At 45.7% G+C, this 22,224-nt stretch carries 21 protein-coding genes; 15 read left to right on the top strand and 6 right to left on the bottom strand.

Annotation, left to right across the window (positions count from 1 at the left end; all coding sequences use genetic code 11):
- Positions 1 to 2 precede the first annotated feature (2 nt).
- The 13 genes from puhE to C2747_RS06775 all read left to right on the top strand — a co-directional run bounded on the left by puhE (position 3) and on the right by C2747_RS06775 (position 13,126).
- Positions 3 to 761: a putative photosynthetic complex assembly protein PuhE gene (puhE, locus tag C2747_RS06835; protein ID WP_215330861.1), complete on the top strand. Its 759-nt coding sequence runs from the start codon at positions 3 to 5 to the stop codon at positions 759 to 761.
- Between the two features lie 12 nt (positions 762 to 773).
- Positions 774 to 1,715 carry a 4-hydroxy-3-methylbut-2-enyl diphosphate reductase gene (gene ispH / locus C2747_RS06830; protein ID WP_215330860.1) on the top strand — a complete coding sequence of 314 codons (942 nt, stop codon included), beginning with the start codon at positions 774 to 776 and terminating at the stop codon, positions 1,713 to 1,715.
- Between the two features lie 114 nt (positions 1,716 to 1,829).
- Entirely contained in the window at positions 1,830 to 2,708 is an 879-nt protein-coding gene (gene chlG / locus C2747_RS06825) for a chlorophyll synthase ChlG (protein WP_215330859.1), read from the top strand.
- Positions 2,708 to 4,036, top strand: coding sequence for a BCD family MFS transporter (locus tag C2747_RS06820; RefSeq protein ID WP_251374719.1), 1,329 nt, complete (start codon positions 2,708 to 2,710; stop codon positions 4,034 to 4,036). Before chlG ends, C2747_RS06820 begins: the two co-directional genes overlap by 1 nt.
- A 5-nt stretch (positions 4,037 to 4,041) precedes the next feature.
- Positions 4,042 to 5,247, top strand: a complete 1,206-nt coding sequence (locus C2747_RS06815; RefSeq protein ID WP_215330858.1) for a geranylgeranyl diphosphate reductase — start codon at positions 4,042 to 4,044, stop codon at positions 5,245 to 5,247.
- Positions 5,248 to 5,276: 29 nt separating this feature from the next.
- Positions 5,277 to 5,729 carry a TspO/MBR family protein gene (locus C2747_RS06810; protein ID WP_251374718.1) on the top strand — a complete coding sequence of 151 codons (453 nt, stop codon included), beginning with the start codon at positions 5,277 to 5,279 and terminating at the stop codon, positions 5,727 to 5,729.
- Positions 5,730 to 5,741: 12 nt separating this feature from the next.
- The gene (gene hemA / locus C2747_RS06805) at positions 5,742 to 7,043 is read left to right on the top strand and encodes a glutamyl-tRNA reductase (protein WP_215330856.1); all 1,302 of its coding nucleotides are present in this window, start codon (positions 5,742 to 5,744) and stop codon (positions 7,041 to 7,043) included.
- A gap of 6 nt (positions 7,044 to 7,049) precedes the next feature.
- Positions 7,050 to 8,933 (top strand): 1-deoxy-D-xylulose-5-phosphate synthase, encoded by a 1,884-nt coding sequence (gene dxs / locus C2747_RS06800; protein WP_215330855.1) that lies wholly within the window; start codon positions 7,050 to 7,052, stop codon positions 8,931 to 8,933.
- Positions 8,911 to 10,158: a Coenzyme F420 hydrogenase/dehydrogenase, beta subunit C-terminal domain gene (locus C2747_RS06795; protein ID WP_251374717.1), complete on the top strand. Its 1,248-nt coding sequence runs from the start codon at positions 8,911 to 8,913 to the stop codon at positions 10,156 to 10,158. The genes dxs and C2747_RS06795 overlap by 23 nt, the downstream gene beginning before the upstream one ends.
- 118 nt (positions 10,159 to 10,276) lie before the next feature.
- The gene (locus tag C2747_RS06790) at positions 10,277 to 11,251 is read left to right on the top strand and encodes a cobalamin B12-binding domain-containing protein (protein ID WP_215330854.1); all 975 of its coding nucleotides are present in this window, start codon (positions 10,277 to 10,279) and stop codon (positions 11,249 to 11,251) included.
- A gap of 17 nt (positions 11,252 to 11,268) precedes the next feature.
- Positions 11,269 to 12,390, top strand: a complete 1,122-nt coding sequence (hemE, locus tag C2747_RS06785; RefSeq protein ID WP_215330853.1) for a uroporphyrinogen decarboxylase — start codon at positions 11,269 to 11,271, stop codon at positions 12,388 to 12,390.
- A gap of 50 nt (positions 12,391 to 12,440) precedes the next feature.
- A complete protein-coding gene (locus tag C2747_RS06780; RefSeq protein WP_215330852.1) occupies positions 12,441 to 12,722 on the top strand; it encodes a winged helix-turn-helix domain-containing protein in 282 nt (93 codons plus the stop codon).
- A 32-nt stretch (positions 12,723 to 12,754) separates the two neighbouring features.
- The gene (locus tag C2747_RS06775) at positions 12,755 to 13,126 is read left to right on the top strand and encodes a phosphate-starvation-inducible PsiE family protein (protein ID WP_215330851.1); all 372 of its coding nucleotides are present in this window, start codon (positions 12,755 to 12,757) and stop codon (positions 13,124 to 13,126) included.
- 38 nt (positions 13,127 to 13,164) lie between these two features.
- Here C2747_RS06775 and C2747_RS06770 read toward each other — a convergent pair whose 3' ends face one another.
- From C2747_RS06770 to C2747_RS06750, 5 genes are read right to left on the bottom strand one after another with little or no spacing between them, the layout of a single operon-like run.
- Positions 13,165 to 14,031 (bottom strand): 23S rRNA (adenine(2030)-N(6))-methyltransferase RlmJ, encoded by an 867-nt coding sequence (locus C2747_RS06770; protein ID WP_215330850.1) that lies wholly within the window; start codon positions 14,029 to 14,031, stop codon positions 13,165 to 13,167.
- Between the two features lie 2 nt (positions 14,032 to 14,033).
- Positions 14,034 to 14,831 (bottom strand): phosphatase PAP2 family protein, encoded by a 798-nt coding sequence (locus tag C2747_RS06765; protein ID WP_215330849.1) that lies wholly within the window; start codon positions 14,829 to 14,831, stop codon positions 14,034 to 14,036.
- A 5-nt stretch (positions 14,832 to 14,836) separates the two neighbouring features.
- On the bottom strand, positions 14,837 to 16,096 hold the full coding sequence (locus C2747_RS06760) for a glycosyltransferase family 9 protein (protein WP_215330848.1): 1,260 nt from the start codon (positions 16,094 to 16,096) through the stop codon (positions 14,837 to 14,839).
- A gap of 18 nt (positions 16,097 to 16,114) precedes the next feature.
- The gene (locus C2747_RS06755; protein WP_215330847.1) at positions 16,115 to 17,158 is read right to left on the bottom strand and encodes a lysylphosphatidylglycerol synthase transmembrane domain-containing protein; all 1,044 of its coding nucleotides are present in this window, start codon (positions 17,156 to 17,158) and stop codon (positions 16,115 to 16,117) included.
- Positions 17,159 to 17,206: 48 nt separating this feature from the next.
- Complete coding sequence (locus tag C2747_RS06750) at positions 17,207 to 18,703, bottom strand: glycosyltransferase family 39 protein (RefSeq protein WP_215330846.1); 1,497 nt, start codon at positions 18,701 to 18,703, stop codon at positions 17,207 to 17,209.
- 3 nt (positions 18,704 to 18,706) lie between these two features.
- On the opposite strand from C2747_RS06750, the gene C2747_RS06745 reads away from it, so the two are divergent.
- The gene (locus C2747_RS06745; protein ID WP_251374716.1) at positions 18,707 to 19,558 is read left to right on the top strand and encodes a DUF3047 domain-containing protein; all 852 of its coding nucleotides are present in this window, start codon (positions 18,707 to 18,709) and stop codon (positions 19,556 to 19,558) included.
- A 4-nt stretch (positions 19,559 to 19,562) separates the two neighbouring features.
- Here the strand turns inward: C2747_RS06745 and C2747_RS06740 are convergent, their stop codons facing one another.
- The gene (locus C2747_RS06740; RefSeq protein ID WP_215330845.1) at positions 19,563 to 21,848 is read right to left on the bottom strand and encodes a heavy metal translocating P-type ATPase; all 2,286 of its coding nucleotides are present in this window, start codon (positions 21,846 to 21,848) and stop codon (positions 19,563 to 19,565) included.
- Positions 21,849 to 21,921: 73 nt separating this feature from the next.
- Here C2747_RS06740 and C2747_RS06735 point away from each other — a divergent pair, with 73 nt between their 5' ends.
- The gene (locus C2747_RS06735) at positions 21,922 to 22,116 is read left to right on the top strand and encodes a heavy-metal-associated domain-containing protein (protein WP_215330844.1); all 195 of its coding nucleotides are present in this window, start codon (positions 21,922 to 21,924) and stop codon (positions 22,114 to 22,116) included.
- Positions 22,117 to 22,224 lie beyond the last annotated feature (108 nt).

Below are 22,224 nucleotides of genomic sequence, written 5' to 3'. Positions count from 1 at the left end.
ATATGTATTTCTGGATAAGCCCGCTGATATTCACCGTCTTTATATGGTGGTTTAGTACAGGGCTTATTTTGAAGGTGCATAGCCTTCCAAAACGTTTCTTTAAATCTATATTTGTAGCCTCAATTGCAGTTCTATTGCTCGCTTTTTGGGGTCTATCTATTTCTAGTCAGCAGGCAACGATCGCTGGCGCTTACTGCTCATTCACTTGCGCAATCATTATTTGGGGTTGGCAGGAGCTGGCTTTTCTTTTGGGCTACATCACTGGATCAAGGCGTTCAGAATGTCCTAGTGGACTAAGCCCCATGACCAGAGCTTGGTATGCATTTCAGACAATCAATTATCACGAGCTGGCATTACTCAGCTTGGGAGTGATTCTATTTTTTATTAATCTGGATTCAGTCAATCAAACTGGATTTTGGACTTTTGTCATTCTCTGGGGTATGCGCCAAAGCACGAAGATCAATATCTTCTTGGGCGTCCTCAATTTCAATGAGTCTTTTCTACCTCAGCACTTACAGTACTTAGTCACCTACTTTAGACGCAGGGCAATGAATTATCTGATGCCATTTTCAATCTTGGTTTCAGTGATGATATTAATTCCGATCTGGTCAAGTGCTGGAGTGGATTCCTCTCCTTTTGATAGGGCCTCATATGCTTTGCTAGGAACCCTATTGGCTCTGGGTTTATTAGAGCATCTCTTTTTAATCCTGCCGTTTCCAAGTGAGCTGCTTTGGAAGTGGGGCTACAAAAAAAATCACTAATCTGATTCGAATATGCTTTCAAATAAAACAATTTTCTTAGCTCAACCCCGCGGTTTTTGTGCCGGAGTGGAAAGGGCTATTTTGATAGTGGAGGAGGCATTAAGAATCTATGGCGCGCCGATTTATGTTCGACATGAAATCATCCATAACGCCTATGTCGTGAAAGATTTTGAATCTCGTGGCGTAATCTTCATCAATGAATTGGATCATGTGCCACAGGGCGCCATTCTGATTTTTAGTGCGCATGGTGTTTCGCAAGCAGTCAGAATTGAGGCAGATAATCGTCAATTCAAAGTATTTGATGCGACCTGTCCATTGGTGGCTAAGGTGCATGCTGAAGTAGTCCGCTTAAAAGAGCGTGGATATCAAATCATCATGATTGGACATCGTGGCCACCCAGAGGTTGAGGGTACGATGGGGCAGGTGGATTCTTCGATCTATTTGATTGAGGACGTGCAAGATGTTGCCAAACTTCACTTTGAAGAAAACGCACTCATAGCTTATGTCACTCAAACAACCCTATCGGTTGATGAAACATTAGAGATCACCAAAGCATTGGTGGAAAAGTTCCCGAATATACATGCACCAAAACGCCAGGATATTTGTTACGCCACTCAGAATCGTCAGGATGCCGTTAAAGCAATGGTTCCTCAGGTTGATTTAGTGGTGGTAGTCGGTAGTCCAAATAGCTCTAACTCTAAGCGTCTTCAAGAGTTGGCCCAAAGCATGCATGTTCCTGCATATTTAGTAGATGACCCCGCTCAGCTGCAAGGAGAGTGGTTTGATGGGGTGCGCAACATTGGCGTAACCGCAGGAGCTTCCGCCCCAGAGGCATTAACAGCCCAAATCGTGGAGGCTATTGGCCTATTTTCTAGTGGAACCGTTTCACCACTCCGGGGAATTGAAGAAACGGTGAATTTTTCACTACCAAAAGAGCTTCTCAGGGCGGCCTAAATCCCTGATTTTTCGCCTAAGTGATGATCTATAAGGGTTTTCACTTGTAAAAACAGGCAATAAAAGTGTCAAATTTAATTGACACTTTTAAATGTCAATGACAAAATCATTTACATGAATCTGCCTGATCCGAAAGCAATTTTGACGCTTTTAAAGCCCATTACTTGGTTCCCGCCAATGTGGGCTTTTGCTTGCGGATCCATCACTGGCAGCGAAAAAATTGCAGACAATCTACCCATTTTTCTCCTTGGATTGGCTCTCACTGGCCCACTAGTTTGTGCTTCAAGTCAGGCAGTGAACGATTGGTTTGATCGACACGTAGATGCGATTAATGAACCTATGCGTCCAATACCTTCAGGTCGGATACCTGGTCGTTGGGGTCTATATATCGCGATTATTTGGTCTTTGATTTCTATCTGGGTGGGAAGCTACCTGGGTCCGATTGGATTCGCGGCAACCTTATTAGCCTTAGTGCTTGCCTGGCTCTACAGCATGCCGCCAATCCGCTTTAAAAATAATGGCTGGCTTGGGAATCTTGCCTGCGGAATTAGTTACGAAGGTTTGGCGTGGGTTACTGGCGCTACCTTAATCTCAGGCGGCGGAATGCCAAGCAAACCATCGCTCATACTTGCTGGCCTTTACAGCGCAAGTGCTCATGGCATCATGACCTTGAACGACTTCAAGGCGATTGAAGGTGATCGGCAAATGGGAGTGCGCTCCTTGCCAGTACAACTCGGAGCTAAAAGAGCAGCGCAAGTTGCAGCAGCATTCATGTTGATCCCGCAGGTAGTGGTGCTATGCCTGCTTCTATCTTGGGGCAAGGAAATGTACGCCCTAGTCATTGGCCTACTGATCGTAGCTCAAGTGATTTTATTAAGAGATTTTTTAAAGCGACCTATAGAAAAAGCACTTTTCTACAGCGGCTTCGGGGTGCCTGTCTTGGTTGCTGGAATGATGGTTTCTGCTTTTGCAGTGACGGGGATGGAGAGCTAATGAGTATTGCAATCAGTCAACCGCTATTGAATCTCTCGACATTCGGATGGTTGAGTATCGTTCGCATCGGACTTGTACAAGCCTGTATTGGCGCTATTGTGGTGATGACTACATCCACCTTAAATCGAATCATGGTAGTAGAGTTAGCCTTGCCAGCAAGTCTCCCAGGTTTTTTAGTAGCGATTCATTATTTTGTGCAAGTCATTCGCCCCAGAATGGGTTTTGAGTCCGATAGCGGGGCTAAGAAAACCCCTTGGATATTGGGTGGAATCACTTTATTAGCTATTGGCGGTTTTGGTGCCACTATTGCAACAACATTAATGGGTGTGCATCTTCTTTTAGGTATCGCTTCAGCGATTGTTGCTTTCTTCTTTATTGGCGTAGGCGTGAGTATGAGTGGCACATCTTTGCTAGCACTGCTGGCTAAGGGTGTGAGCGATGAGCGTAGGGCAGCTGCCGCTACGACTGTATGGCTCATGATGATTTTTGGCTTTGCCATGACCAGTGGTATTGCTGGAAAATTTCTAGACCCGTATGAACCAGAAAAAGTAATCTTGATCTCCGGCATCATCTCTTTATCTGCTATGGCACTTTCTTTCGCAGCCCTGTTCAAGCTAGAAGGTCATGATCTACAAAATAGTAGAGCGAATATAGACAAAAAAGTCCCCTTCAAAAAAGCTCTGAGCGATATTTTGGCTGATCCAGATACCAAGCGATTTACGATCTTTATCTTTTTATCGATGCTGGCATTTAGTGCGCAGGATTTAATTCTGGAGCCGTTTGCAGGAATGATTTTTAACTACACCTTAGGTGAGACAACCAGCCTATCAGGTATTCAGCATGCTGGCGTATTGACTGGAATGCTATTAGTTGCCGTATGTGGATCGAGTAGATTGCGTCAATATTTTGGCTCACTACGCTCATGGATGATTTATGGATGCCTTGCATCTGCATTAGCCATGTTCGGATTAGTCCTGGCTGGCTTACTAGAGGGTGACTGGCCATTAAAGCCCAATGTATTTTTGCTGGGCTTGGCCAATGGCGCTTTTTCAATTGCGGCGATTGCCTCCATGATGCGATTAGCAGTGGTGGGCGGAGCAGGTAAAGAGGGTGTGCGCATTGGGCTTTGGGGTGGTGCTCAAGCCATTGCCTTTGGCATGGGTGGACTGATTGGGGCTGGGGCTAGTGATTTAGCTAGATCCATTTTTACTAATCCTGCCTTTGCATACTCCAGCGTCTTTTTTATCGAAGCATTGTTGTTTGTCGTTTCAGCATATATGGCCTCTCTAGTTGAGAGAAAAAATAGCACTACGAGTCAAGCGAGGTAAAGCGAATGGGAACAGAATTTATTTATGATGTGGTAGTGATTGGCGGCGGTCCAGCAGGCGCTACTGCAGCCCAAACACTGGCTAAAAAAGGCAAGCAAGTTTTATTGCTGGATAAGCGAGGCAGGGTGAAGCCCTGCGGTGGAGCAATTCCCCCACGCTTGATTAAAGACTTTGAGATTCCGGATGAGCTATTGGTTGCCAAGGCAAGATCAGCGCGTATGGTTTCACCTGTCGGCAAGGCAGTTGATATTCCGATTGAGAATGGTTTTGTTGGCATGGTCGATCGAGCTCAATTCGATGAATGGTTACGCAAGCGCGCTGTTGAAGCGGGAGCGACTCGAGAAGATGGCCTTTTTGAAACTCTCACACGTGAAGGCCCACTTGCTCGTATTCATTACCGCACGAGAGGTGCACGTGATGGCGATTCTGGTGCCATGAAAAGCGTTCTCACCAAAGCAGTGATTGGTGCTGATGGTGCCAAGTCTCAGGTTGGAAGAAGTGCCGGTGTTAAAGGATGTGCGGAAGCGAATTATGTCTTCGCTTATCACGAAATCATTAAAACCCCACCAAACACGCCACATCATTTCGACTCCACTCGCTGTGATGTGGTGTATCAAAAGCCGATCTCCCCAGACTTTTATGGTTGGGTATTTCCTCACGGCGATACGATTAGTATCGGCACTGGTAGTGCTGACAAGGGTTTCTCATTAAGAAACGCTGTCGCCAAACTGCGTGCAGATGTGGGGCTTGAGGGTGCGGAACTCATCAGGCATGAGGGCGCACCTTTACCAATGAAACCCCTTAAAAAATGGGATGATGGACAGCAGGTTGTGCTGGCTGGTGATGCGGCAGGCGTTGTCGCGCCGGCCTCAGGCGAGGGGATTTATTACGCCATGCTAGGTGGTCAATTGGCGGGTGAGGCTGTATATGAATTTGTAGAAAGCAATGATCCTGCAAAGTTACAGCTGGCCAGAAAGCGCTTTATGAAAGAGCATCGCATGACTTTCTGGGTTTTAGGAATTATGCAGTATTTCTGGTACTCAACTGATAAGCGACGCGAGAGCTTTGTCAAGATGTGCGAAGACAAAGATGTTCAGAAGCTGACCTTTGAGTCTTATATGAACAAAAAACTCGTGCGCAAAAAGCCTTTGGCTCATGTCAAGATCTTCTTCAAAGATATGGGGCATTTATTGGGATTAGCTAAGGCATGATGCTTTTCTTTAAATACAAGTACCTATTAATGATCACCGCATGGATGATCATTACTTCTGTCGCGGGTGGACTGGCGACAGAAATCGGGCCTTGGTATTTCTCATTGAAGCAACCTGCATGGAAACCACCAGACTGGGCCTTTGGTTTGATCTGGACAATGATTTTCATACTATCGGCAGCGGCTTGGATGATTGCTTTTAACAATCGCCCAACAAGGTCACAAAGAATTTCTTTGGTTGGGCTATTTGTGCTCAATAGCGTCTTAAATATTCTCTGGAGTATCTTTTACTTCCGCATGCATCACCCCGATTGGTCTCTGATTGAGGCGGGTTTTTTATGGTTATCAGTCTTAGGAATTATGGTGGTCATGTGGCCTATTCGTAAATTGGCTGCCTTTTTAATGTTGCCCTATTTAGTTTGGGTCACGATCGCGATGTGTTTGAACTGGGAGACCCTAGTTCTCAATCGGGGGGCTTATTAAACAATGGCCAGCATGAAGCTACTCAATCTTGGTGTCAATCATCACACTGCTCCGATAGATATTCGAGAGAGTGTTGCTGTAGCTCCTGAGATTTTGCAAGACTCATTAATTGACTTGCGTAAGTACTTACAGGGAAAAAATTCAAGCACTAGCCCTGAGGTGGCAATTCTGTCGACCTGTAACCGAATGGAAATTTACTGTGCCGCAAATGATGTCGAATATGCTGATAACGACTTTGAAAAAAGAGCCTTTGATTGGTTGGCGGCGCAAAATAATGTTCAAGGTAATGAGCTACGCCCCTATATTTATTCTGCGACATCGGCAGATGCGGTAAAGCATGCTTTCAGAGTAGGCAGTGGCCTAGATTCCATGGTACTAGGAGAGACGCAGATTCTGGGGCAAATGAAGAAGGCAATTGACTATGCCAATCAAGTAGGAACTGTTGGTGCTTATCTAAAGCCATTATTTGATAAAACTTTCTCTGTTGCCAAGGTAGTTCGTGGCAGTACTCAAATTGGCGCTCATTCAGTATCGATGGCAGGCGCCTCAATCAAACTAGTTCAGCGTATTTTTGGCGATATCAACGGATGCAATGTGCTGTTTATCGGAGCAGGAGAAATGATTGGCCTTTGTGCAAGTCATTTTGCCGGCAAGCAACCTAAGAAGATTGCGATTTCTAATCGGACGGTGGATAGGGGCAGTGAGTTAATTAAGGCCTTTGCTGATCAAAATTTAGTAACCGAAGTATTTCCCCTGCATGAGTTAGCCCAGCATCTGCATGAATATGATGTGGTTGTATCTTGCACTGCCAGCTCATTGCCAATTATTGGTCTAGGGATGGTCAAAACTGCATTGAAAGCAAGGCAGTATCGGCCTATGGTCTTGATTGACTTAGCCGTGCCAAGAGACTTTGAGTCTGAGATTAAGAGTGTGAAGGATGCCTACCTATATTCAATCGATGACCTTGGCGAGATTGTGAGTGCGGGCAAAGCAAATCGCACAGAGTCCGTTTATGAGGCAGAGAAGATTATTGAAAAGGGAGTGATTGAGTTTTATCAAGCCCTGGAAAAAAGAACGGTAGTACCCATCATCAAATCTATTCAGGATGTAGGTGAGCGCTATCAAAAAATTGAACTGGAAAAAGCAGGCAGAAGAATTGCCAAAGGAGAGGATCCCATGATTGTTCTTTCTCAAATGGCTAGTGCGCTAGCTAATAAATTTATGCACGCTCCAATTTGCGCGCTCCAGAATTCTAGTCATGAAAATCTGGAAGATTTTAAGAAGATTATTTCGACAATCTATACGACAAAGTAAATTGCTATGTTAAAAGTCACCAATCTTCTCGAGACTATCACTAGCCCTGCTGATTTGAGGGCTTATGAATCAAATCAACTACCCCAAATAGCCCAAGAATTACGCAACTTTATTCTTAACTCAGTCTCTAGTACTGGGGGGCACTTATCCTCCAATTTGGGTACTGTAGAGCTGGCTGTTGCCCTGCATTACGTATTTGATACTCCTCATGACCGAATGATTTGGGATGTAGGTCATCAAAGTTATGCCCATAAAGTACTGACGGGTCGACGTGAAGGAATGTCCACGCTGCGTCAATACGGAGGTATCTCAGGCTTCCCAAAGCGAAGCGAAAGTGAATACGACGCTTTTGGTACTGCGCATTCTTCAACGAGTATCTCGGCTGCCCTAGGAATGGCCGTAGCGGCCAAGACTAAAAATGAAAAACGTAGCGTAGTGGCCATTATTGGCGATGGCGCTATGAGTGCGGGTATGGCATTTGAAGCCATGAACAATGCTGGCGTAAATAAAAAAGTGCCTTTGATAGTGATACTGAATGACAACGAGATGTCGATTTCACCTGCAGTGGGTGCGCTCAATCGCTATTTAGTCAAACTCATCTCAGGCTCGATATATGCAGCAACCAAAAGAGGCATCGATAAGGTGCTATCGGTTGCGCCACCAATACGAGAGTTTGCAAAAAGACTGGAGGGCCATGCAAAAGGAATGGTTGGCCCAGCTACGATTTTTGAAGAGTTTGGATTTGATTACTACGGCCCGATTGATGGGCATAACCTGGATGTATTAATTCCCACCCTAGAAAACATAAAACAGCTTGCTCAAACTGAGGGACCTCAGTTTCTTCACATCATTACGAAAAAAGGTAAAGGCTACTCACGGGCGGAAGAAGATCCCATTCTTTATCATGGCCCCGGTAAATTTGATTCGAGCATCGGAATTCAAGCAGCTAAAGCCAGTAAGAAAACGTTTACCCAAGTATTTGGTGAATGGTTGTGCGACATGGGTGCTGCGGATGAGCGACTGATTGCGATTACGCCAGCTATGCGTGAGGGCTCTGGATTAAACGAATTTGAAGCTCGCTTCCCGGATCGCTACTATGACGTTGGAATTGCAGAGCAACATGCTGTTACCTTTGCTGCTGGTATTGCCTGTGAAGGCTTAAAGCCAGTAGTTGCGATTTACTCCACCTTTTTACAGCGTGGCTATGATCAGCTGATTCACGATGTCACCTTGCAGAATCTTCCGATTGTTTTCGCGATTGATCGTGCCGGTATCGTCGGTGCGGATGGTGCAACCCATGCTGGTGCATTTGATATTGCCTTTTTACGTTGCCTGCCAAACTTAGTTCTGATGACCCCCTCGAATGAGCAAGAATGCCGTGCTATGTTGAGCACTGCTTTTGGACATAATGGCCCCGCGGCTGTTCGCTACCCGCGTGGTTCTGGTATTGGCACTCCAACTGAGCCTTCATTAGATACTCTAGCGATTGGTAAGGGTCGCATAGTTCGAACCTTAAACAATGAAACACCACCAAAGAAAAAAATTGCTTTTATTTGCTTTGGGCCGATCCTCTATACAGCGCTAGACGTAGCGGAAGAGATCAATGCGACCGTAGTAGATATGCGCTTTGTTAAGCCGCTTGATGAAGAATTACTCTTGACTATTGCCCAGTCTCACGACGCTCTGGTCTTGATTGAAGATAGCGCAATTCAGGGTGGCGCTGGAAGTGCCTGCCTTGAGGTGCTGTCTGACAAAAACATTCAAATAGAAACTCTCCAACTTGGCTTGCCGGATGAGTATGTAGAGCATGGCGATGTCAATCTACTCCTGGACCATTACGGACTCTCTGCTCAGAAGATAAAGCAGAGTGTTATTTCTCGATTTGGATAAAGCATTGGTAGGGCAGGATTTAATTCAAGATCTTCCATATCGGGACTTATGTACCGATTGTGGAGTGTCACGCACATCGGCTCCCAAGCGCTGCGCTACTGCTTGCCAGTTTATTCAGCCCGATTATCCAAAGTATGAACTAGCAGTTCACGGTAGAGAGCGTAAGCTAGAAAATTCGGATGAAGTATTTTTTGGCGCTTATCTCCACATGTTTAGGGCTCGATTAATCAATCCATTGCCCGGTGCGCAGTGGACAGGAATTATCAGTAGGCTATGCGAGGTCCTGCTGGAGAAGGGGGAGATAGACGCTGTTATTACCATGCGTTCTGATCCCGAGGATCGCTGGAAACCCAGTCCAGTAATCGTCACTAAAGCAAAGGATATGACCGAGTGTCGGGGTATGAAGATGGGCTATGCACCCATTATTCAGTATCTTGAGCAAGCTAAAGAGTTGGGATATAAAAAAGTAGCGATGGTGGGAATACCATGCCAAGTCTATGCCGCAAGAGCATTAGAAAAAGAACTTGGATTTGAGAGGTTACTCATTATTGGATCACCTTGCTCTGACAACACAACAACTGAAAACTTCCATCAGTTTTTAGGCTTGCTAAGTCCCAATCCTGAAGATATTACCTATTTAGAATTTAGAGCTGACTACCATGTTGAGTTGAGATTTAAAAATGGTGAGGTACAAGAGATTCCTTTTTTAAAGTTACCCCTCAGCACCTTGCCTGCAGATTTTTTCCCGACAACTTGTAAAACCTGCGTTGATTATGTCAACTCCCTATCGGACATCACGGTGGGGTATATGGCAGGCACGGGGGAGCAATGGATCATTGTTCGCAACCCAAAAGGTCAGGAGCTTGTGAATCTACTTTCTTGCGAGCTATCACTTGAGCCAGTAAGTTCCGCTGGCAATCGTTTAGGCCCTGTTAAGGGTTTCATGAAAAATGTGGAGCTCGCCGCAGGTGGCTTGCCATTGCAGCGGATGCCCAACTTCATGCGCAGTATTTTTGCTTGGGTAATGCCGAGGTTTGGGCCTCGCGGGCTCGAGTTTGCTAAAGCGAGGGTGGAGATGAAAGCGATTGAATCGGTGATTCATTTGCGCAGCATTGCGCCGCACAAGATAAAAAACATGGTGCCTAAAACCACCTGGGTTTTGCTTGAAAAATATGAAATACGACCTTCTAACGATGAAATAAGGGGGTCTAGGGAAAGTACTTAAGACAATTCATTTGAGTATCTTTTAAAATGAGCCTATAAAGTAAATATTTCCATTTATAGGCTCTTAGGCAGTCATGGCGATCTCAAGTAATGATTTGAGACTGTGACCAGATCAAGTGATGTTGATGAATTTATCCAGACTAGTGAGCATTGCTAAATCTAAAAAGAGATCTAGCCAAGACGACTCCAAACTTAATCAGAATTCCCCATCAAATCAGCCTAATAGTATTTGGGAGGATTGTTTAGTTGCAAATGCACCTTCTAAAGCTACATTTGAAAAAAACGATACTCCGCATCCACTAGAAAAAGCCTGCACGGAAGAAGAGTATCTTGAGTCGCTAGTCAAGACGATTGAAAACAATATATTGCCCTTGATCGTTGAGCAGCATCTAGAGACATCGATTTCCTCAGCTTTAAAAGCCCCTCCAGTCGACCTGATTACCCAACAATCGATAACTGAGTTAACGCAGCTGGTATTGCAAGAGGATGCGAGAACCTCCGTTAACTACGTTAAAGAAATTCATGCTTCTGGCGTCAGCCTAGAAAATATTTATCTACTCTTACTAACTCCGGTTGCCAGAAAACTGGGTGAAATGTGGGATGAGGATCAGTCAAGCTTTACCGATGTCACGATTGCACTTTGGCGTATCAAGCAATTGATGTATGACTTAAGTCCGATCTTTCAGCAGTATGCAGAGCAAAATAAAACTGGGTCCAGCATCATGCTCGTTCCCTTACCAGGCTCACAGCATAACTTAGGTCTATTTATGGTCTCTGAGTTCTTTGCTAAAGCAGGCTGGAGAATATGGGGTGAGTTGGCTGCTACTCAAGAAGATATCGTTTCCATGGCGCAGACAGAGTGGTTTGACGTCATCGGCCTGTCGGCGAGTTTACGTGAACAATTCCCGCAATTAAAAGACCTGATTCAAGAAATCAAGCTTAAATCAAAAAATCCACGTGTTGGGGTGATTGTTGGTAGCCCTGTTTTCAATCAAAACCCTGAGTTAGTAAATGAATTGGGTGCTGACATGGTTGGATTTGATGCAGAGGATGCCTTGGAAAAGGCAACTTATTATGTTGAGCGATTGCGCTAGTTTATAGGTATCAATGTATGGCGGCAGAATTAGAGAACGATCTTTTTTTAAGAGCTTGTTTTTCTCAAAAAACAGAAAGAACGCCTGTTTGGTTAATGCGACAGGCTGGGCGATATCTACCAGAGTATCGCCAAACTAGGGCTAAGGCAGGAAGTTTCCTCGACTTAGCTAAAAGCCCAGAGTACGCAACTGAAGTTACCTTGCAGCCTATCGATCGCTATGGTCTAGATGCCGCGATACTGTTTTCAGATATTTTGACCGTTCCAGATGCAATGGGCTTGGGCCTGACTTTTGATAGTGGTGAAGGTCCGAGGTTTTTACACCCCATCAGCTCCGAAGAAGATGTTAAAAAACTTCCAGTGGCCGATATGGAACAACTGCATTATGTGTTTGATGCTGTAGCGTCCATCTCCAAGGCGCTCACCTCCAATGGAAAACAGCAAGTTCCCTTAATTGGATTTTCAGGAAGCCCCTGGACTTTAGCTTGCTACATGATTGAAGGCGGTGGATCAAAAGACTTTGCCAAGACAAAGAAGATGCTCTACGACCGCAAAGATCTCATCCGAAAAATATTGGATATCAACGTTCAATCCATCGCCCAATATCTCACGCTGCAAGCAGATTCTGGTGCTCAGGCGCTGATGATTTTTGATACTTGGGGTGGCCTATTAACCGCGAGTGACTATTTTGAGCATTCACTTGCTCCCATGACAGCAATCATCAGCAACATTAAAAGCAATCCCAAATACAAGGACCTTCCCATCATTCTGTTTACCAAAGGAGGAGGTCTTTGGTTAAGTGATATTGCGCAATCAGGTGCCAATGTGCTTGGTTTGGATTGGACTATCGATCTCAAAACTGCGCGACAAACTATCAATCAAGCTTCAAAGAACCCAATTGCAATACAGGGCAATTTAGACCCCTCGATTTTGCTAGCAAACCCTGCTGAAATAGATGCTCGTGTGAAGCAATTATTTGAGGGCTTATCCAGAGCAGTTGTTTCAGTTAGTAATCCACTCGATGGACATATTTTTAATCTGGGCCATGGTATTTCACAATTTACTCCCCCAGAGAATGTTGCTGTTTTAGTCGATGCCGTAAAGCGTTATTCAACAAGCCTGAGGGCAAGCGCTCAATAAGAGAAGTCATTTTTTAAGGTCAGATTCTGAGGTGAAGCAAAGGAACTAATATGACGATTATGAAATTTTGTACAGTGTTTGAGGCTCTGGGTTGTGAAATCAGATTAAAAGTATTTGATTTCATCATGCAGGCCGGTGAGGACGGTGTTGCACCCAAGGAAATAGTCGAGCAGTTTGGGGTAGACTCCGGGACTCTGCAATTTCACCTTAAAAAACTCATGAACGTCAATCTCGTCAGCAAAAAAAATACGAGAAGAAATAGACGTTATTACTGCGCAAGTAATATTCCAGTAGTTTTTCAGCAATTAGTCTTACAAAGTGACGCCACTTAATCCCTCTGATGTCTATTTAAGGTGCATATAGTATGAAAATTTATGACTGGATTACTGCAGCCGAAAAAGGAATTTTGATTCTCATTGCATTCTTTACTATTTTTAGTGTCGGCATAGAGATGTATAACGTTCTTCTCAATGGAAAAATTACTTTAACCGATCTGTTACTCATGTTTATTTATGCCGAGGTGCTAGGCATGGTGGCAGCCTTCTATAAGTACAACAAGATTCCAATTACTATTCCCATCTTTATTGCCATTACAGCGCTTTGCAGACTGATTATTTTGCAGGGTAAGGGAATTAGTACGATTGACTTGATATACGAGAGTGGAGCGGTATTGTTACTGGCTCTCTCAGCAATCCTCATCAAAAAAGCCATGAGCACTAAAGATTCAGAGGTATAAAACCCCTTAATTGATGATGACTAGAAGCCTAGCTCCGCTCAGGCCTCAAAACTTTTTAATACAAATGTGGCGCCATTATCTTGTCCTAGCGCCTTCACAAGAATGGGCAAGCTTTCAGATAGCTGCTTTTCAAGAGTCCACGGTGGATTGATGATGAACATGCCGCTAGCCTGCAGTCGGCGCTCCTTGGGGGCGTTCTCAACCCGAAGTTCAACTTGTAACCAAGAGCGCTTATGAGCCGTCGCAATCTTTTTCATGTGATCCGGTAGAGAAGCAGATTCTCTTCTGGAGAGGCAGGGATACCAAATTGCGTAACACCCCGTAGCGAAGCGATGTAAAGCCTCTTCCATTGCCGTTTCAAGATAACGATAATCCTGCTTATCCTCATAAGAGGGATCAATCAGAACTAGACCGCGCCTACTAGGTGGCGGCATTAAGCCTTTCAGTCTTGCAAAGCTATCTTCTGCATAAATGTCGACTTGCTTTGACTGCTTGAGCTGGCTGATATTGTGGCGCAGGATATCAATCTCTTTAGGGTGCAACTCGAAGAGTTTCAGACGATCTTGTGCTCTCAGTAGTTGTGCCAAGATAAATGGAGAGCCAGGGTAGACGGCAATCTCATTAGCAGTATTTTCGGAACGAACATGTTCAAGATAATTAGCTATGCCAGGACTGACCGAATTACTCTCTGCAAATTTGGCCAAGCGATAAATGCCTTGATCGGCTTCTTTGCTGACTGTTGCAAAGCCATCGATCAGACTATAGATGCCAGCACCAGCATGCGTATCGACAATAGTCAAAGCGCCAGGCTTTTCTTGGAGATATTCCACTAAATGAATCATCACGAGATGCTTCAGGATATCGGCATGACTACCCGCATGAAAAGCATGACGATAACTAAACATCTTTATATAGCCTTGGGTTTTTGCGCTTTGATAAACAAAGCTAAAGTAATACTAATTAATGCCACACACGCGTATTGCAAAGACTGATTGAGCTCTGAGTCTAGGGTTTGCGTCAGGAGAACATAGATAGTTGCCAGTCCACCTAGCGCAAGTAAGCGAAGCCCGATCTGATTGAGTGCCATCTGCTTTTCTGGAATCATTTTAGCCAATATCGCTCCCAGCATTCCGGACCAGAGTCCAATAGCGCAGCCCGCCAAGACATCAGTGAACCAGTGGGCGCCAAGTGCATTGCGAGAGATGCCCGCAAAGCTCGCAATGATGAAGATCCACCATAAAGAGACTCTTTTATCTCGATCGCTAGCAAAGTAAATTCCAGAAGCTACCGCAAAAGCAGTCAGCGTATGGCCAGACGGCATTGCTTTATGCAATAGAGGCTCGCCGATGCGATAAAAGTCTTCCAAAGCAAGTACCCCAGCAGGACGGGGAAGATCTAATAGCGGCTTAATAATTTGACTGATGGCGCCGCCAATCAATGATGCCAGTAGTCCAGCACTCAGTAATCTAGGCGCTAGTAGCAAGAGGGGAAAGCACAGTGCAAAGATGCCCCAGCCATTGCCAATAAAAGTGAGCCAAGCCCAAAAAGTATCTGGAAGTAACTGGGTGTAACGATTAATAAATAAAAATGTCGGTGTTTGTAATTCACCAAAGTAAATGGCGATTGCTAGACTCAGCGGAAGCATGGGGACACACCAAGCCCAAATAGAGGCAACTGCTAAAGCTGATTTGCGCTGCTCAGTCATGCGAATTAATTTACCCGCTCTTGATCAGCTTCATTCAATTGATGTGTCATCTTCTCCAACACCTGAGAAACCGTAATGGCTTGCATGCAGACATTGTCATGGCACGGAGTTTTGCGATGATTGGCGGCACTAACGCAGGGTGAACATGCCAGATTGGCGGTAATGGCAATCGATTTACCAATAGAGCCATACAGCGCTGGTGTTTCTGGTCCGAAAAGGACGACCGTCCGCAATGGAGTAACAGCAGAGAAGTGGCCTGGTCCAGAATCATTGGTCACCATCACATCAGAGAGGGTGTAGAGCGGCGGTAATTCTGCAAAGCTCACTTGACCTGCAAAGTTCAGCGCATTTTTAACATTGGCAACTGCGCGGACTTTTTCAACATAGTCAAATTCAGCTGGGGAGCCAGTGATCAGAATGAGATCATTTGGATAGCGTTGATTTAATCCCTGAATCAGTTCAGAAAAGCGCTGTTGAGCCCAGCGCCTTTGTGGCAAGAGATCGCTAGCATTAGGATTGACCAAGATGAGGCGTTGCTTACCCTGCTTAAATGTAATACCAAAAGTCGCACTCAGTTTCTCAATACGCTCGCGAACTTTGTTCAATACTGTTGGATCAATGACCGCTTGCTCTAAGCGAACTTCTGAATCTGCAATATGAATTTTGCTAAAAGGAACTTCAATCTCTTTAGCAAATGCTGCATGAATCAAAGAGAGAAAATTCTTAGTAATGTGTATATGCGGGTTGTAGTGAACTTTGCGTGTCAGCATAAAGCCGCGCCATAAGCCTTCACCATGAAAGATGTGATAACCCACGCGGCGGCGTGCACCACACAAGCCGGTCAGCAGGGCAGTAAAGCGAGAGAATAATTCCAAGTCAATTACAGTATCAATGCGGTGCTTACGAGCTACCAGTAAAAATTTCAGCGTATCTTTAATTAAGCCACCCAAGCTTGAAGAATCAATCGTAAAGATGTTCTCAGGCTTCACTGTGTTTAACAAAGTCAGGCTGGCACGATTACTTTTAAAGATCAGGAAAAATAATTCAGCGCCACGAGCTTGTGCGTTGCGCATGGCAGGATCAACCAAGATTGCACTACCCATTTCGGATAGTTCAATAAATAGTAATTTGCGGGGTGCTTCTGGGCTGCGAGCAAAGATATTCTTCGCGCTATCAATCAGAGCAACGACTGGACTTGCTATTGCGCAAAGTGGGACTCCGACCCAGTGGTCAATCGCACGCATAGTGTTGACGCTAATAGTCATAGTGGGACTTTAAAAGAATTATTTCCGTTTTAATAAAAAGTAAGCGCCAGGTAATACCGATAAGACGGTAATGGCGCCATAACTAATGGATGCTAATACTGTCATGGATGGACTCACGCCCCACAATGCCAGTACAGAAGAGAGTGTAGCTTCACGCAAGCCCCACCCAGAGATGCTGATTGGCAGCATTAATAAAAGACTCAAGGCAGGTAAGCCAATCATGAGTGCTTCAATCGGTGCATCAACCCCATAGGCCTTGAGGCAAAAGAGTAGCGTCAGAATAGTGAGTGAGTGTATGCCAATCGCAAATGCGGCTTGAGCTACATTCATAGGCCAAGAAAAAGCGAGTTTGATGCCAGGCAGGGCGTGATTCATTTGAATGCGGTCTAGTAATTTTTGCAATAAATTGCAGCTAGGCCCCCATGCCAAAATAGCAGCGAGTAATAAACCCGCTGCCACCATGATGCCGGTAACTGCATATCCTAAATCAGTACCCCAGGCAGCCAAGGTCGCGCCACCCAGAATGAGGCCAAGTCCGCCCAGTAAATTATTTCCCGCTAAACCCAGCAAGCGATCTACTAACACCATAGAAAAACTGAGGCGCAGTTTAGGAGTTGCGTGTTCTAGGTCAACCGAGTGATGCAGCTCTTCATCAAGCTCTTTTGCCTCAATCAACTTGCCACTGCTATTTAAGTGAGTGGCAGTAATAGCGCGATAACTATCACCACCTAGCGTGCTGGGTAAGCCTTGATTGATGAGTCCGCCAGCAAAGTAGAGCGCAACAAAATTAGCAAGACTTCCCTGAAAGCCGACCTTGCGCATCAAAAATCCCCAGCGTAGTCCACCACAAACAAACGCTGAGATCATGGTTAATCCGGCTGCCAAAAACCACCAAGGCCGCATTTGAATATCAGAATCTAATAGAGCGTGCCAATCAATTCCGCTGGTGGCCTTCCAAAGAAGAGCGACGGACAACAAAATACGAATGGTGGGCCAAGCCCGTTTGAGGATTACTTTCCACCCAGATGTGGCTTTGAGGGTGGCTTGGGGTTGTGAACTCATAGGCGTAAGGATAATGCCTACGGCTCCTAAGGTCTTGAATTTGGGGAATTAACGCGCTGCGCCAGCATCCTGCCAGTTCCGGCAGAGGCTGTAGTCAAATTTGGATAAAACTTGCCCAAATCGAATAATTTCCAGTTGGTCTAGTGGTTCACAGACTTCAAAGGCCAGATTCCCACCGACAGGGGGTCTAAAAGCCATTCCCGACCAGTTAATCAGTAAGACGTTTGCACCTGGCGGCAATTGCCCAAACCAAAGGTCAAACTGATCCTGTCTTTGGTCCAGCACAAAGACCGGAAGAGGTTGAGCGTACCAGGCAGCACGACTGCCTAAAGTCCAGTTTTGTACTGCAATTCCGTTGGCCCTAGTAGCTTGTGCTAATTGAGCTGCTTTCTGGCCAGCAAGCTTCCAGCCATAGAGATCGGCAATGGGGTTGGATTTCACTGCTGAACTAGTAATGCCTCCAGCCAACACAAAGCCAAAACCGAGCAAGCAAATCAATAACTGCCCAAGCAGCAATATCCGAATTGCTACACGATGTTGCATGGCCCATGCTTTAGCAAGGCCGATGCCGGCAAATGGCGCAAGACAAAACCAGGCGGGCGTAGTCCAGTGGGGTAGGCTACCTCCACCAGATAAGGCAGCAAAAATCACAAAGGGAATTGCGAAGAAACTCAGTAGAGCAATCAGAACAAGCTTCTGTGAGTGAAGGCAATGCCTTAAAAAAGTATAGACACCCAAAAGCAAGAGGAGTCCAAAGCAGGCAATCTGAATGCCCACAAAGGCGCCGACTCTACGCCACGCCCAAGCGCCGCCACTGCCATGAGCAATTTGATATTTGAAGGAGATCCAATCATTGATCCAGTTCCAATAGAGTACGGGGCTAATTACGATCAAGGCAATTGCTGCAGCAAGCCAAAAACCAACTTGAGTAATCCAGACTTTTTTGGGTGAGGCTAACAATACGAAGAGCAAAGCAAATGCAGTAAACGCAGCGGTGTACTTGCTCAGACCTGCCAAGCCCAGTATTAATCCTGTAATGATCCAGTCCGCAATGGTGAAGTGATCTTTGCGAGTCCAACGTAAGGCCATCAACATTAAGCCAAGACTTAAGGGGGCCAGTAGGGTGTCAGGCAAAAGGCCGATTGCTAAAACATGGGGCAATGGCGCTGCAATGATGGCTAAGATAGCCATCAAACCACACAGATTTGCTGAAGGAAGGGCGTTAGTGAGGTAACCCGCATTACGCCTTTGTATCAAGTGATGAATCTCTAGGGTCACTCGATACACCAAGAAAGCCGAGAGTACCCAGAGCAATTCCGGGATCAAGCGAATGATTCCCTCGGATGAAGTCAGGCTTATCAGCGGCCACTGGATCCAGCCTACCAGCGGTGGGTGATCAAAATAACTCCAGGCAAGATGTTTTGCGTATAAAGCGTAGTGCGCTTCATCGACTGAAAACTCAATTGAGAAACCCAGAGCAAAATGCACTAATGCAGCAATGCAGATGCTGATGACAGCCCAGCTTGAGGGTGATTGATGGCGCATCTGATGATTTTAGACTTAAGCAAGCCATTCTTTGGGACAATCAAGCGAATGTTGATAAAAATTCCTTTTCGATCCCTGCTGCTTTTGGCCGCCATAGCCATCTCCTTAGCAGGCTGTGCAGGTTTGACTGGAAACTCTATTGAGAATGAGGCGGGGCAGCCATTCAATGCGGATCAGTTGCCAGCTCAAGAGGATTTACCTAAGTTCTCCGCTGAAAAGCCGCGTGCTGGTATGCCGGATGGTTGGCATTTCTATCGCATCGCACCGTATAAAAAGAACACGCTTTACCGTTTGGAGAATTATCAAGGTCGCACAGTGCTTGCTGCTAATTCCAAAACCTCAGCATCTGGTCTCGCAGTAAAACTTCGCCCCCGCTCAGCGCAGAACTTATGGTTGCAATGGGAATGGAAGGCGGAAGGTGCAATACCGCAGGCAGATAATGCAGACAGTCAGCACGACGATGCACCACTGCGTATCTTGGTAGCCTTTGATGGCAATAAATCCAAACTTCCCCTTAAAGAAAAGCTCACCTTTGAAATGGCTAGCTTAATTAGTGGTCAAGAAATGCCTTACGCCACAGTGATGTATATCTGGTCAGGCAAGAATTCAGTCAACACAGTTTTGAACAATGCCCATACTTCTCGTATAAAGATGATTGTGGTGGACTCCGGTTCGGATAGCTTAAGTGAGTGGCGCAAACACGAGCGAGATTTAGCAGCGGACTATAAGTTGGCTTATGGAGAGGCGCCAGGCAATGTTATTGGCATCGCACTCCTTACAGATACAGACAACACAAAATCAGAGACCCGTGCTCTTTATGGTGATATTGAATTACTGTGCAAGAATGTTAAATAGCCTATTAATTCTGAGGGCGCCAGCGCTTTAAGAGCAGGGCATTGCTTAATACGCAAAAACTGGAGAGTGCCATTGCACTGCCAGCTAGCATGGGTGATAAATAACCTAAAGCTGCCATTGGTATGCCAATCGTATTAAATGCAAATGCCCAAAATAAATTTTGGGCAATCTTATTCCAGGTTTTCTTAGAGATATCAATTGCATCAGCCACCAAAGTAGGATCGCCACGCATTAGAGTGATTCCAGCCGCTTGCATTGCTACATCAGTCCCAGTAGACATTGCCATACCCACATCCGCCATTGCTAATGCCGGTGCATCATTCACGCCATCACCAATCATCGCGACATATTGCTTTTGAACTGCAGGCGGATTCTGTAGCCGATGAATCATTTGCGCTTTATCACTCGGCATAATTTGTGCGAAGACTTCATCAATACCGATGATTTTTCCCACGCGAGTAGCAGCGGCTAAATTATCACCCGATAGCATCACTGTCCGAATATGTAATGCATGCAATGCATCGACCGCTGATTTTGCATGCACTTTCAGTTCATCCCCAAAAGTAATTAGAGTAATTGGAGTCGGCACTTGCCCATCTTTGCTAGCGGTGTCCATCAATGCGGAAACAGTCTGACCCTGTTCAAAATAAGCCTGTGCCTTTTGCAAAATGAGAGTGTGCTGACTACTGCCTTCGAGGGAGGCTACGCTCTGCAAGCGCAGTGTTTTTCCTGCAAAAGGACCGCTACTGGGGATGCCTTCAATCCCAATACCAGGCAAGCCCTTGCTAAATGAGGTGGCAATCGGTGTGATCCCTTTTTCTTTAGATGAATCTAGTAGTGCTTTAGCTAAAGGATGTTCACTTCCTAATTGCAAGCCTGCAGCAGTAGCGAGGATCTGATCAGCATCAGCAAGCGATCTATCAAAAGGCAGCAGGGCAAGCAAGCGTGGCTTACCCATCGTTAATGTGCCAGTCTTATCAAAGGCAACGATATTGAGCTTATGAGCTAGCTCTAAAACTTGGGGATCCTTAATCAAAATACCAAAGCGTGCAGCTATGCCAGTGCCGGCCATGATTGCAGCTGGAGTAGCTAAGCCAAGCGCGCAAGGACAAGCAATCACTAAGACCGATACGGCGCGCAAGATGGCAATGGAGATAGAGTCCAAGTAAAGCCAGTTGCCTAAACCCGTCATGAGCGCAAGCACAATGACTGTAGGTACAAAGATTGCACTCACCTGATCAACTAACTTTTGAATCGGCGCTTTTTGTGTTTGTGCTTCCTCTACCAAGTTAATGATTTGTGAGAGTACGCTTTCAACACCAACGGCTTGCGCCATGACTACCAGTGCACTCTCACCATTTAAGGCGCCTCCAATGACTTTTGACTCAGCTGATTTCTTAACAGGTTCGCTTTCGCCGGTGAGTAGGGATTCATCAACGTGGCTGGCACCAAAAATAATGACACCATCTACTGGAATGCGTTCACCGGGAAGTATGAAGACTTTATCGCCAGGTAGTACTTGCTCTAACGGTAAGTCGCGATATTGATCGGCGCCAATACCCGCATCCCCTTGCAGATCAACATCAGGGTTTAACACTTTGGCATGTTCTGGCCAGAGTTTTTGCAGGGCGCGAATCGCTTCGCTAGTTTGTTGCTTGGCGCGTGCCTCTAGCCATTTACCCAATAAGACCATGCAGATGATGACCGCTGATCCCTCGAAGTAAAGTTCATGTGCGTGGCTTGAGGTGAGCAAGATATAGAGACTGAGTCCATAAGCAGCGCTAGTCCCTAAGGCAACGAGCAGATCCATATTGCCCGCACCAGCCATGACTGATTTATAGCCCGCTACGTAGAAGCGCCATCCTAAAATGAACTGGACTGGTGTCGCCAAGGCAAGTTGCCACCAGCCTGATAAAGACCAATGAATGCCAAAAGGCATGAAGAACATCGGCAAGAAGAGGGGTGCGGATAGCGCAAAGCTCAGCACCACTCGGCCTAAGCCGTCGGCAGCCCAAAATGACTTGCCAATCTTCTGATCCGGATTGCCCCGAACAGAGCTTTCTTTGGCTTCGTAGCCAGTCTTTTGAACTAGCGCGATGATGTCTGCTAGGCTTGATGAGCCTCGATGAACACGAATCCTTGCCTGTTCGGTGGCTAAATTGACGCTAGCTGCCTCTACCCCAGGAATCTTGTCTAAAGCCTTTTCTACCCTGCTAACACAGGAGGCGCAGGTCATTCCGCCAATGTCGAGGGTATAAAACTCTGAATTAGACGATTCTGTAGGGCTCATGTGGAAGATAATCTACTGATAGGCGAAAAAAAGCCATTAACAACTGTATTTTGACTGTTTTGAAAGGGTAGCCATGTTTACGCTCAAGGTTTCAGGGATGACTTGTGGCGGCTGCATCAACGCTGTCACTCGGGCTGTACAAGCCGAAGATCCTCGGGCTCAGGTTCAAGTGGACTTGGCGACTCAGGTGGTTACGCTGGATACGACCCTTTCTCCCGAGTTAGCCTCCGGGCTCATAAGGGATGCTGGATTTCCAGTTTCACATTAACCCGTAATTCGGTTTTAGCAATTTTTTGCATGTGCGGTTAATCTACGCACTATTTGATTTTTCATCATCAAGCTTAATAAAAGAGGTAGAGCCGGCTTTAAAAAAGTC

It is taken from the genome of Polynucleobacter corsicus, from assembly GCF_018688255.1.
GTDB lineage: Bacteria > Pseudomonadota > Gammaproteobacteria > Burkholderiales > Burkholderiaceae > Polynucleobacter > Polynucleobacter corsicus.
This window is presented reverse-complemented; position numbering and strand designations above follow the sequence as displayed.

Coding starts and splice junctions, on each gene's coding strand:
- puhE (WP_215330861.1), top strand. CDS start 3: ATGTATTTCTGGATAAGCCCGCTGATATTCACCGTCTTTATATGGTGG.
- ispH (WP_215330860.1), top strand. CDS start 774: ATGCTTTCAAATAAAACAATTTTCTTAGCTCAACCCCGCGGTTTTTGT.
- chlG (WP_215330859.1), top strand. CDS start 1,830: ATGAATCTGCCTGATCCGAAAGCAATTTTGACGCTTTTAAAGCCCATT.
- C2747_RS06820 (WP_251374719.1), top strand. CDS start 2,708: ATGAGTATTGCAATCAGTCAACCGCTATTGAATCTCTCGACATTCGGA.
- C2747_RS06815 (WP_215330858.1), top strand. CDS start 4,042: ATGGGAACAGAATTTATTTATGATGTGGTAGTGATTGGCGGCGGTCCA.
- C2747_RS06810 (WP_251374718.1), top strand. CDS start 5,277: ATGATCACCGCATGGATGATCATTACTTCTGTCGCGGGTGGACTGGCG.
- hemA (WP_215330856.1), top strand. CDS start 5,742: ATGAAGCTACTCAATCTTGGTGTCAATCATCACACTGCTCCGATAGAT.
- dxs (WP_215330855.1), top strand. CDS start 7,050: ATGTTAAAAGTCACCAATCTTCTCGAGACTATCACTAGCCCTGCTGAT.
- C2747_RS06790 (WP_215330854.1), top strand. CDS start 10,277: ATGTTGATGAATTTATCCAGACTAGTGAGCATTGCTAAATCTAAAAAG.
- hemE (WP_215330853.1), top strand. CDS start 11,269: ATGGCGGCAGAATTAGAGAACGATCTTTTTTTAAGAGCTTGTTTTTCT.
- C2747_RS06780 (WP_215330852.1), top strand. CDS start 12,441: ATGACGATTATGAAATTTTGTACAGTGTTTGAGGCTCTGGGTTGTGAA.
- C2747_RS06775 (WP_215330851.1), top strand. CDS start 12,755: ATGAAAATTTATGACTGGATTACTGCAGCCGAAAAAGGAATTTTGATT.
- C2747_RS06770 (WP_215330850.1), bottom strand. CDS start 14,031: ATGTTTAGTTATCGTCATGCTTTTCATGCGGGTAGTCATGCCGATATC.
- C2747_RS06765 (WP_215330849.1), bottom strand. CDS start 14,831: ATGACTGAGCAGCGCAAATCAGCTTTAGCAGTTGCCTCTATTTGGGCT.
- C2747_RS06760 (WP_215330848.1), bottom strand. CDS start 16,096: ATGACTATTAGCGTCAACACTATGCGTGCGATTGACCACTGGGTCGGA.
- C2747_RS06755 (WP_215330847.1), bottom strand. CDS start 17,158: ATGAGTTCACAACCCCAAGCCACCCTCAAAGCCACATCTGGGTGGAAA.
- C2747_RS06750 (WP_215330846.1), bottom strand. CDS start 18,703: ATGCGCCATCAATCACCCTCAAGCTGGGCTGTCATCAGCATCTGCATT.
- C2747_RS06745 (WP_251374716.1), top strand. CDS start 18,707: ATGATTTTAGACTTAAGCAAGCCATTCTTTGGGACAATCAAGCGAATG.
- C2747_RS06740 (WP_215330845.1), bottom strand. CDS start 21,848: ATGAGCCCTACAGAATCGTCTAATTCAGAGTTTTATACCCTCGACATT.
- C2747_RS06735 (WP_215330844.1), top strand. CDS start 21,922: ATGTTTACGCTCAAGGTTTCAGGGATGACTTGTGGCGGCTGCATCAAC.